The sequence below is a fragment of the Dorea sp. MB18-49 genome (assembly GCF_023669465.1).
In the GTDB taxonomy this organism is placed as follows: Bacteria; Bacillota; Clostridia; order Lachnospirales; family Lachnospiraceae; genus Dorea_A; species Dorea_A longicatena.
The window spans coordinates 1-10,229 of record NZ_JAMOYX010000071.1 but is presented as its reverse complement, the minus strand read 5'-3'; the positions used below and the strand labels follow the sequence as shown (position 1 = coordinate 10,229).

Sequence of the window (10,229 nt, the reverse complement as noted above, 5' to 3'; positions counted from 1 at the left end):
AATCATGTTGCAAGTTGTATTTCTTTTCAAAATCTAGATTTTCAAATTGCTTATAAGAAATGTTAAATAAAGAGAAAATATTTGAAAGATGATTTTTTATATCGAGATTCTGCAATTCGTCAAATGCTTTACGTGAAAAGGGGTATTTATTTAGTTCGTGATAATAATAGTTCAGGCTATAGAATTTATATTTAGGATCATTTAAAAATATTTCACCAGATAGAAAGCGGGGATCTACATCTAAATTCTGAGCTATATTATTAAGATATATAGGGCGTATAAGTCCGTTGTTCAAGGCGCGTCGAAGAGTGCGTTCACTGCAAATAGATAATTTGTCAGTAAGTGAGCGGATATTATAACCTTTGCGTTTTATAATTTCTTTAAAAATTATCTTGTTAATTGGAATTGTATATACAGGTTTTCGTGGCATAAATCAATCTCCTTTAAAAGCGGACAAAATAAAATAAAATGCTAATTATATCGGACAAAATAATATGGTATTATAATAACACGTCGACGGGGAAAATAATAGATTTTGTGAGTTGGAAAGATAAATGGAGAGGAGAAAAAAGATGATTACAAATGAAAATAGCGTTGGAGTGAGTTCAAATGGAGCAAATGAATTAATGGAAAACGTAAAAATAAACATGTCATTAACTGGATGGTCAGCAGCAAGTGCAATTATTGTAAGTGCAGTCTGTGTGTCTACAACGGTAATTTGTTGGATTAAAACACGTGAAAAATTGGAAAGTAAAAAAATGAAATACTGTTATGAAGATCATGCAAAGGAAAATTTAGAAATGGCAATAAGATAGTACTTGTTTAAATGATATATTCGGGAGAGAATTTACTCTCCCGAGTGATAAAAGAAATGTTTTTTTATGATAGAGTCCAAGTCTTCAGAAATTCCGGAAAAATCCTGATTTAAATTCAATGCACGCACAGAAATCTGATTTCCGCTCATCTGGTATGTATTATTGGGAATAACATTTTCATCAGTCTGTGCATAAAGAAGCATTCCAGAGACAGTATGTTCACAGTCTTTTAACTCAAATTCTTTATTTTTCACATATGTAAAAATCTGATAGAGGTTATTGGAATGCAAAGTGTTTGTCCCATATTGCTGCTGAGTCATATGTGAATAATATTTTGCATCGATAATAAGTATATTGTTTCCTTGAGATAACATAATATCGGTTTGCATTTTAGGAAGCAATTGGTTCTCAGAATCATCAAGTTGCCAGGCAATCTGTGATGCATTGGCAGATAGTTCTGGATGTTCTTTACGATAGTATTCAAGCAAAAACTTTTCATATAAATGGCACATACGTTGTTCGTCAAAAAAATCCATTATTTTTGTGGTACCATCATTCTGTGTCTGGAGAAGTCCGTTATAAATCAAATAACAGATTCCAAGTAACAGTTGATAACTTTGATTGGAACGATTATAATGTTGGTTCCAATTTGCAAAACGTAAATCAATTTCGTTAACATCAGAAAAAAATAATAATAAATTCCGAAGACTCTTTTTTCGTGTATTTGTGATATTGGCCTTAAGAAGCATTAACATTGTAGATTTAATAATCTGGTTAAATTGTGTATTAGTTGAAAATTCATCGTATGTACAAATCATTTGCTTCTTCAGCAGAGTCTGAGTTTTAATGGATTCAGAAATATTAAGCCTTCCCTGTAGCGTGGAAAGAGATTCTGATTTTGGCAGATAATCTCTTCCTAAGCCTCGTTTTAGCTGTACGCTAATGCCCTTATCAAGAATGGCTGCACATAATTCAGCGGTATTATGAAATTTTTCTGTAGCCAGATCTTTATAGTTTTGTGCTTGTAATGCTTGAAAAGCGTAGGACAGCATATAATAAATATTTTGTACAGGAATCATTTAACAGCACTCCTTAGTCGATCAGACCAGTCTACGATTTTTGCGGGCTCATCAAACCAATATTCTTTTAAAAGCGGAATCAATTCATATTCTACAATGGATGATAAAGTTTGGGTGTTGGCAGCTTCTGGTGTTAAACCACAAAAGTAGCTGTGACCAATACAGAATCCTTCACCCAGTGAGATATATTCTGCTATCTTAGAATTGAGCTGTTTCACACAAGCAATTAATTTGTTAAAGGCATCACTTTTTAAAGAATCTTGGTAAGTTTGAAAACCAGAGGTATTAAATCCAGGTTTCATAGTAAAAAATGAAAAACGTCGTCTTAAAGCATAATCTAACATGGCAAGGCTGCGATCAGCAGTATTCATCATACCGATAATATATACATTTGCAGGCACAGAGAAATTCTCATCAGAATATAGCAATTGCAGTTCAATACCACGCTTATCTTTTTCAATCAGCATAAATAATTCACCGAATATTTTACTTAAATTACCACGATTGATTTCATCAATAATAAAGAAATAATCATTTTCATCATCATCCTCGGCCATTTTGCAGAATTTGTAAAAAGAACCCTTTTTAATTGTGAATCCATTTTCCGTTGGTCGGTATCCTTCAATAAAATCTTCGTAGGAGTAACTCTGGTGGAATTGGATCATTTGAACACGGTCAGGATTTTTTGCGCCGATAATGGAATAAGCAAGTCGTTTGGCAGTAAAAGTTTTTCCAACTCCAGGTGCGCCTTGTAAAATAATATTTTTCTTCATTTTTAAAACATTTACCAGTGTTTTATAATCTTGTCCATTCATATACACATCTGAGAGAAAATCTGCAGAAGAGTAAGCTGGATAGTCTATTTCTGGTTGTGTATCTACATCATCTAATTCATCTGGAGCAAAGATGGAAGTAAGCTTTTCAATATAATCTGTGTATGGAGTGATATCAGTTAAGCGTTTTGCTACTGCATTACCAGGATGTTCCCATTCGCCAACTTGAAGCCATTTTACAGCATGGACATTTTTATATTCCTGACGAAGATCGTCAAAGACATAATTTCCAGTGACAATACCTTTACCAACAAGAGTGTTGCTGCGTTTCGCAAAAATCACATCGTTAACTGATACGGTATTTGCAAAATTCCATGCCATCAAAGCCTGATTTTTTCGTGAAGTACTACTGTCGTACACATCTATCAGTTCTTGACGGAGAGCTTCCTTGGAAGCAAATTGGGAATAATCACCAATATCGTCCATACCTAAAACCATGATTCCTTTTTGTTGGCATTCATTCCAACTTTTATCATCAAAGACGGTATACATCCAGTAGTGCGTTTTATGTTTTTTATCGGAAAGCGTATTTGTGTCAGAATCATTAGTCTCATTAGTATATCCTACATTTTTTCCATAAATATGAGCAAAGACAACTCCGGGAACATTGCATTTTCTTGCATATAATGAAATTTGTCCCATGCGAATGAAAGGAATATCACTTGGTTTTTGATTTAGAAAATGCAATACTCTCAACTGAATATCCTGTCCATAAAATGGAGCGAATAATGTTGGAAAGAGCATTTGATAATATTTCATGCGCCATACCATATTGATTCCCGGGATATGTTCCAGCTGTTTATAGAGTTGTTCGTAATCTTTTTCAGAATCTAAAGGACCAAAAGAAGATATTATTTCAGCACCTTCAACCAGATCATTTCGCATTTCTTCTGCTTTTTGTATTGCTTCATCCTCAGTAAGATGTATAGGTTTTAATGGAGATCCACAGGTCCAACTTTGATTTTTCTTATGATAGAATAATCCAAATTTATATGCTGCTCCGCCGGAAATACTTCCAAATACTTCGCGGATATCTTTGTCCATTTCAAGTCTATAGCAGAGATTGGTTTTAGTTCCTTCGTCATTATAAAATAAAGAAGTTAACAAATCTTTTCCAAAAAGTGATTTTAAGCGTTCTATTCCAAAAAGATTTATAAAATTTTCTCGTAGCTCATCAGCCTTGTGAGCAAATGAAATCCATTCTGGAGTCTGAGATTCGCTATAAAACCATTCAGGAGAATATTTTCCTGACCCATTTTCTGTTATCTGAATGTTCGACATAATATACCTCCGAATTTATAAACTAGAATTAGTATATCATTTAACTGCAGCACTGTCATAGATTATCGAAAAATAGAATTATATTGATATTGAAAGAGAAGAGCAAGATCCACCCGGGTAATACCGTATCGTAATAATTGAAAATAATATTTAGAAATTAGGAATATTATATTGGCTACATTAAAAATGTAAGCAGGTAAAAATTGAATATTTTTTACAGAGCATCTGGCAGAAGCCAGGTGCTTTTTTTGAAAATTTTGAAAGAAAATATCATGTAAATAGTGCGGAAATCTTTGATGGAAGCTAATTAGATGAAGATGAAATTGAATCAAGAGGATGAAAATAGAAGATTCATCAAAAATAAACTTGTTAAACACAGGTGGATCTTGCTCTTGTATAAAAATTCAGATTAAAAAGAAGAAAGAAATAACAATGAGCGAGATTCACTAGGGATTACAGTACCTTAATTGGTTCTCTGCTTATCTTTAAGATTATGTGAAATTTTGGGATGCATAGTAATGAAATTATGAAAAAATTAAAAAAATTCTGATGAGGGGGCTGTATTTTATGCCCTCTCCTTTTGTATATATAGAGGGATAAATTTTTGTGGATATAAAATTCAAAAATATATTTCCTCAAATATTGAGAAGGTGAGGAAGAAACAAATGAAATATTTGTACATGAATGAGCAGGAGCGGCAGATACAGTATTATCAATTTCCAAAATTCTTGCTGGAATTACAGCTAAGTCAGAATGCAAGAATTATTTATATGCTGTTGTATGACCGGGCGAGAATATCACGAAAGAATAATTGGACAGATGAGGATGGAAGAGTATATGCAATATTTCCAATTGAAGAACTATCACAGAAAACCGGGAAGTGCAAATCTTCTGTTAAAAAGGCTTTGAAAGAACTAGATGATGCAGGACTGCTAATTCGGAAATTTGGTGGATTTTCAAAACCAAGACATATGTATGTAATGATACCAGACAAAGTAGAGGTTTCTGGAAAGGTACAATTACAGACAGATATAAAGAAAGCCGATAGAGAGTTTAAAAATGAGCTTTCATATGGTCAGAATGATAACTCTACGAAGGATATAAATACGACATCTAATAAAGTAATAGAGAAAAACAACTCAAGTAATAAGTATGGAGTAAGTAGTTACAGTATAAAGAATCAAAAGATGAATTATGAGTGTGGGGAGGGAGAAAGCCTGTGATGTATGAGATACAAACATATTTAGGCGCAGATGGATTGATGCATTGTACTGTTTGTAAAGAACCCGTAGAAGCATTTTATCCAAAAGGTTCTTTGCTTGAAATGAGAAAGCATCACAGGCAGTGTGCGTGTGAAAGGAAGGCATATGCAGAAGAGGCACAATATTATAAAGAAAAAGAGCATCGGGAGCTAATCGCAAGAAATAAGAAAATCTGCTTTGAGGAAAAAGAAATGGAGGGATTTACATTTCAAAATGTAGAAAGAGATAGTGGCGTTATAAGAATCGCAGAAGAATATGTAACAAACTGGCAAAAAATGAAGCAAAACCATATGGGATATTTGTTCTGGGGACCAGTTGGAACAGGAAAAAGTTATCTGGCTGCTTGTATTGCGAATGCATTGCTGGAAAAAGAAGTTACCGTGAAAATGACAAATTTCAACACCATATTAAATGATTTGTTTGCAGCTGAAGACAAGACAGAATATATCAGATCATTGAATGGATATGAGCTTTTAATTATTGATGATCTTGGTGTAGAACGGAGCAGTGAGTATGCATTAGAAAATATTTTCAGTGTGATTGATTGGAGATATCGATCGGGGAAACCTTTGATTATCACAACAAATCTTCCTTTAGCACAATTAAAACAAGAGACAAAAATTGAGAAGAAAAGAATTTATGACAGAATTCTGGAAAGATGTATTCCGGTAAAAATTGATGGAGTCAGCAGACGAGAAGCCATGGCAAATGACAATATGCAGACTATGAAAAACATTCTGAAAATCTAGGACTATTTCAGGAGAAATTTTCATAGTAATGGACAAAGAGTGAGCAGGGAGGAGGTGGAAACTTCACCGTGGCGAAAAGAAAACTGAACTATCGATTTCATAATCCAAATCCGGTGGAAGTAACCGCCGATTACATATTGAAAGTGATGATAGAAGCGAATACTGAGAAGGTGGAGAAGATATTGCGGGAGAATATGGTGCAGATGGAAGTAAATGAATGTGAACTGGGATAAGGCGGATAGATGAGGAATGGATTGAAAGTCATTAACATGAAGTCTAAGGTGTATAATTTTGCCGAAAATTGCCGAAATGTAAATTATAATATAAAATATGAGATTTCATCTCATAAAACTATTGCTAAAATAAAAAAACGGAATATAATAAGGATATAGGCAAGAAGTTTGGACTAATGGAGGTAAATAAGATGTTATGCCAATTTACAGTGAAAAATTTTAAGAGTATACGGGATGAGGTAACATTTGACATGCAGGCTGCCGCCATTTCTGAGCATGAAGACAGAATTATAAAAGATAAAGATGAGGAATTATATTTACCGGTATCTGCTGTATACGGACCAAATGGTGGAGGCAAATCTAATGTTCTTGAAGCGTTACACAGTCTGGTTACGAAGGTGTTGAGACCATTATATGCTACAAGTAATAACGAAGAGATTGCAATAAAAATGAAAAAGCTTGTGATAGAGCCGTTTGTTTTTGATGAAGAAACAAGAAATGAGCCAACAGAATTTGAACTGTTTTTTAGAACGGCAATGGCAGAGTATCGCTATGAATTAACCGTAAAAAAAGAAGTAATCGAATACGAAAGGTTGGATCGTATAAAATTAGAAACAGGGCGGAAATCAGCACTTTTTGAACGAGATGAAGACGAAATTACTTTGAAAGGTGCATTTGCAAGATTGAAAACCAGTGATGAATTATCTGATACATTGCCACTGTTATCATATCTTGGAATTACTTACAGCAAAAACGAAGTGGTGCAGGATGTGCTTGACTGGTTTGATGAAGAGATTGATTTCCTGAATTATGGAAATCCTATGCAGGAATTACGAATGGCTGTTTCTAAATCAGAGGATGTAAAAAGACTGATGCTTCAGATGATTCAGGAGATGGATTTGGATATTGTAGATTTCCGTGTAGAAGAAAAGGAGAATGACCGGATCGAAGTATTTACAAAACACGTAGTAGATGAATATGAAGCAGAATTGAATTTATTTGATGAATCCAGCGGAACAAAGAAATTATTTGGATTGCTCCCATTTATTGCAAAAAGTTTATTGAGAGGAACGACACTTGTGATTGATGAATTGGATGCAAAGATACATCCGGTATTACTTAAATACCTTATTATGACTTTCAGTAATATGGAAAAAAATAAAAAGGGTGCACAGTTGATTTTTACATCACATGATCTGTCTACTATGAACAGTGAAGTATTCAGAAGAGATGAAATCTGGTTTGTAGCAAAAGGAAACCGTCAGAACTCAAAATTATATTCTCTTGTAGAATTTAAAAATAAGAAAGGTGAATCTGTACGAAAGGATGCCAAGTTCGATAAACAGTATCTGGAAGGGAAATATGGTGCAGATCCATACCTCAGAAAGATTATAGATTGGGGGACGGTGAATGGCTAAAAGAGGCAGAAAAGAGAAAGACAACTGGAAGAAGAAACGTCGGCAGGAATATCTGGAGAAGAAAGAATTCCGCTACTACATTTTCTGCGAGGGACAAGCAACGGAACCTAAATATTTTCAAGGATTCAAACGGTATATTGAAGATAATCCCATTTATCGAGATATGGTTTTGATTGAAATTGAAGGCTGCCAGGCTGAGACGATGCGGGTAATCGGAAAGGCTGAAGAGTATGTACGTGAAAATAAGATTACGAAAGGGCAGATATGGTGTGTCTATGATAAAGACAGCTTTCCATCCAGTGATGTCAATGGAGTAGTCCAGCGGGCAGAAGTATTAAATCAAAAGAATCCGGATATTCAGTATCATGCGGCGTGGAGTAACGAGTGTATCGAATTCTGGTTCATGTTACATTTTGCATATTACACAGCGAATAATCACAGATCCGAGTATAAGAAGTTTTTGAATGAGAAATTTCAAGAACTTGGAATTGGGAAGTATGAGAAGAATATGGATAACATATTTGAGACGCTGATGAATGGTGGAAATCCGAAGCTGGCAATTCGGTATGCGAAACGGATTATTAAAAACGGAGAGGGAAAAACACCGGCGGAGATAGCACCTGGAACGAAGGTGTATGAGTTGGTAGAGGAACTGGTGAAGTATTTGCCGGAGGAACAGAAAAAATGTTTTATGTAATAATACATACGGAGGAAGAATTATGAAGTTGGTAAGATATTGTGTGATGAATTTTAGATCTGTGAAAAATAGTGGTTGGATAGATTGCGATGATGTTACAACTTTAGTTGGTGTAAATGAGTCTGGAAAATCAAATTTGTTATTAGCTTTGTGGAAACTCAATCCTGCCAGAGGTGGAGAGATAGACATTTTGCATGATATGCCTGTTTCAGAATTAAGCACACTAAGAAACAGAAAAAATGAAGTAAAGTTTATAAGTGCAGAATTTGAAATGGAAAAGGATTGTGCTGAAGTAATATCAAAAAATACAGGGTATAAATGCGAAGAAGGAATGAGGGTGATAGTGTCTCGCTTTTATGATGGAAGATATGAAATTGATTTTCCAGATGGGGATCCTGAGGTGATGATATGTGCTGAAAAGGAGACGGAACAAGAGATAGAAGAAATAGAATCGAAAGAGGAATTAGAAAATGAAGAAAATAATCAAGAACTTATGGATTTGATTTTAGAAAAAATTCCTAAGTTTGTATACTATTCAAATTATGGAAACTTATCTTCCAAGATTTATTTGCCAAATGTTATAAAGTGGCTTAATGGTCAGCAAATACAAGGAATAGAAATCAATGAGGAGCAAGTAAGAACTTTAAAAGTCCTTTTCGAATTTGTAAACTTAAATCCAGAGGAGATATTAGAATTAGGGCAAGATCCCAAAATGACTGCAATAAAAAGGAATAATAGTATAAGCTCAAATCCAACTTTGAAAGAAATAGAAAAGGCTGAAAATGATAAAGAAGAAAGAAGTATTTTGTTACAATCAGCATCAAGGAATCTAACAACAAAGTTTGCAGACTGGTGGAAGCAGGGAGAATATAGGTTTAGATTTGAAGCTGATGGTGATTATTTTAGAATTTGGGTATCAGATGAAGTACGGAAAGATGAGGTTGGACTTGAATTAAGAAGTACAGGTCTTCAATGGTTTTTGAGCTTTTATCTTATTTTTTTGGTTGAAAGCCAGGAAAATCATAAAGACGCAATTTTATTATTAGATGAGGCTGGCTTAACTTTGCATCCATTGGCGCAAAAAGATTTAGCTCAATTTTTTGTGGGATTATCAGAAAATAATCAAATTATTAATACAACCCACTCACCATTTATTATTGATACAAGTAATATTGATAGATGTAGAGTGGTTTATGTTGATAAAGGAGGATTTACGGTTTGTTCAAGCGATTTAAGACAAGGTGCGGATACATTAAACGAAAAGTCGATTTATGCTGTGCATGCAGCCATGGGATTGAGTGTGTCGGATATATTATTGCAAGGCTGTCAGCCAATTATTGTAGAAGGACCATCGGATCAAATATATTTTAATGCAATTAAGAATATTTTAATTCAGAAAAAGTTAATTGCACCAAAATATGAGCTTGTATTTATTCCATCCGGAGGTGTAAGAGGAGTTCCGGGAATTGTTAGTATATTGTGTGGAAAAACAGAGAAGTTACCTTTTGTTATTTTAGATTCGGATAAGAGTGGTAATGATGCAAAGAAGAAATTACAGTCTGGTTTATATAAAGAGTGTCCTGACCGCATATTAGAAATAAAAAAATATAAGGATATAGAGAATGCAGAGGTTGAAGATTTAATTCCTTTTAGATTAATAGAAAGAGGAATTAATCGGATATTTCATGACTTGGAAGATATGTATTTTGAGGATGAATATGAAGAGAAGAGTGCGATAGTACCGCAAATAGAAGAGTTCGCTTCAAAGAATAATGTAGCATTAGAAAAGGGGTGGAAAGTTGAAGTGGCAAGAAATATGAAACATATGTTGAAAAATAAAAATATAATGCAAGAGATAAAAG

The 10,229-nt window shown here is 34.1% G+C and carries 10 protein-coding genes; 7 read left to right on the top strand and 3 right to left on the bottom strand.

The window, feature by feature from the left end:
• The coding region (locus NCY30_RS14225; RefSeq protein ID WP_250818832.1) for a hypothetical protein at positions 1 to 430 on the bottom strand (430 nt) is incomplete at its 3' end.
• A gap of 142 nt (positions 431 to 572) precedes the next feature.
• Here NCY30_RS14225 and NCY30_RS14220 point away from each other — a divergent pair.
• Positions 573 to 815 (top strand): hypothetical protein, encoded by a 243-nt coding sequence (locus NCY30_RS14220; RefSeq protein ID WP_055181714.1) that lies wholly within the window; start codon positions 573 to 575, stop codon positions 813 to 815.
• A gap of 32 nt (positions 816 to 847) precedes the next feature.
• Here the strand turns inward: NCY30_RS14220 and mcrC are convergent, their stop codons facing one another.
• Both mcrC and NCY30_RS14210 read right to left on the bottom strand, forming a co-directional pair.
• Entirely contained in the window at positions 848 to 1,894 is a 1,047-nt protein-coding gene (mcrC, locus tag NCY30_RS14215) for a 5-methylcytosine-specific restriction endonuclease system specificity protein McrC (protein ID WP_055181715.1), read from the bottom strand.
• The gene (locus NCY30_RS14210) at positions 1,891 to 4,008 is read right to left on the bottom strand and encodes an AAA family ATPase (RefSeq protein WP_250818831.1); all 2,118 of its coding nucleotides are present in this window, start codon (positions 4,006 to 4,008) and stop codon (positions 1,891 to 1,893) included. The genes mcrC and NCY30_RS14210 overlap by 4 nt, the downstream gene beginning before the upstream one ends.
• A gap of 665 nt (positions 4,009 to 4,673) precedes the next feature.
• On the opposite strand from NCY30_RS14210, the gene NCY30_RS14205 reads away from it, so the two are divergent.
• From NCY30_RS14205 to NCY30_RS14180, 6 genes are all read left to right on the top strand, one after another.
• The gene (locus NCY30_RS14205; RefSeq protein WP_173784736.1) at positions 4,674 to 5,231 is read left to right on the top strand and encodes a replication initiator protein A; all 558 of its coding nucleotides are present in this window, start codon (positions 4,674 to 4,676) and stop codon (positions 5,229 to 5,231) included.
• Positions 5,231 to 6,019 carry an ATP-binding protein gene (locus tag NCY30_RS14200; RefSeq protein WP_173784735.1) on the top strand — a complete coding sequence of 263 codons (789 nt, stop codon included), beginning with the start codon at positions 5,231 to 5,233 and terminating at the stop codon, positions 6,017 to 6,019. Before NCY30_RS14205 ends, NCY30_RS14200 begins: the two co-directional genes overlap by 1 nt.
• Before the next feature lie 68 nt (positions 6,020 to 6,087).
• Entirely contained in the window at positions 6,088 to 6,252 is a 165-nt protein-coding gene (locus tag NCY30_RS14195) for a hypothetical protein (RefSeq protein ID WP_172677227.1), read from the top strand.
• A gap of 191 nt (positions 6,253 to 6,443) precedes the next feature.
• The gene (locus NCY30_RS14190; protein ID WP_173784734.1) at positions 6,444 to 7,670 is read left to right on the top strand and encodes an AAA family ATPase; all 1,227 of its coding nucleotides are present in this window, start codon (positions 6,444 to 6,446) and stop codon (positions 7,668 to 7,670) included.
• Positions 7,663 to 8,367 (top strand): RloB family protein, encoded by a 705-nt coding sequence (locus NCY30_RS14185; RefSeq protein ID WP_173784733.1) that lies wholly within the window; start codon positions 7,663 to 7,665, stop codon positions 8,365 to 8,367. The genes NCY30_RS14190 and NCY30_RS14185 overlap by 8 nt, the downstream gene beginning before the upstream one ends.
• Before the next feature lie 22 nt (positions 8,368 to 8,389).
• The coding region (locus NCY30_RS14180; protein ID WP_250818830.1) for an AAA family ATPase at positions 8,390 to 10,229 on the top strand (1,840 nt) is incomplete at its 3' end.

Excerpts from the sequence above, each read along its gene's own strand:
- NCY30_RS14220 (WP_055181714.1), top strand. The coding sequence starts at position 573 with ATGATTACAAATGAAAATAGCGTTGGAGTGAGTTCAAATGGAGCAAAT.
- mcrC (WP_055181715.1), bottom strand. The coding sequence starts at position 1,894 with ATGATTCCTGTACAAAATATTTATTATATGCTGTCCTACGCTTTTCAA.
- NCY30_RS14210 (WP_250818831.1), bottom strand. The coding sequence starts at position 4,008 with ATGTCGAACATTCAGATAACAGAAAATGGGTCAGGAAAATATTCTCCT.
- NCY30_RS14205 (WP_173784736.1), top strand. The coding sequence starts at position 4,674 with ATGAAATATTTGTACATGAATGAGCAGGAGCGGCAGATACAGTATTAT.
- NCY30_RS14200 (WP_173784735.1), top strand. The coding sequence starts at position 5,231 with ATGTATGAGATACAAACATATTTAGGCGCAGATGGATTGATGCATTGT.
- NCY30_RS14190 (WP_173784734.1), top strand. The coding sequence starts at position 6,444 with ATGTTATGCCAATTTACAGTGAAAAATTTTAAGAGTATACGGGATGAG.
- NCY30_RS14185 (WP_173784733.1), top strand. The coding sequence starts at position 7,663 with ATGGCTAAAAGAGGCAGAAAAGAGAAAGACAACTGGAAGAAGAAACGT.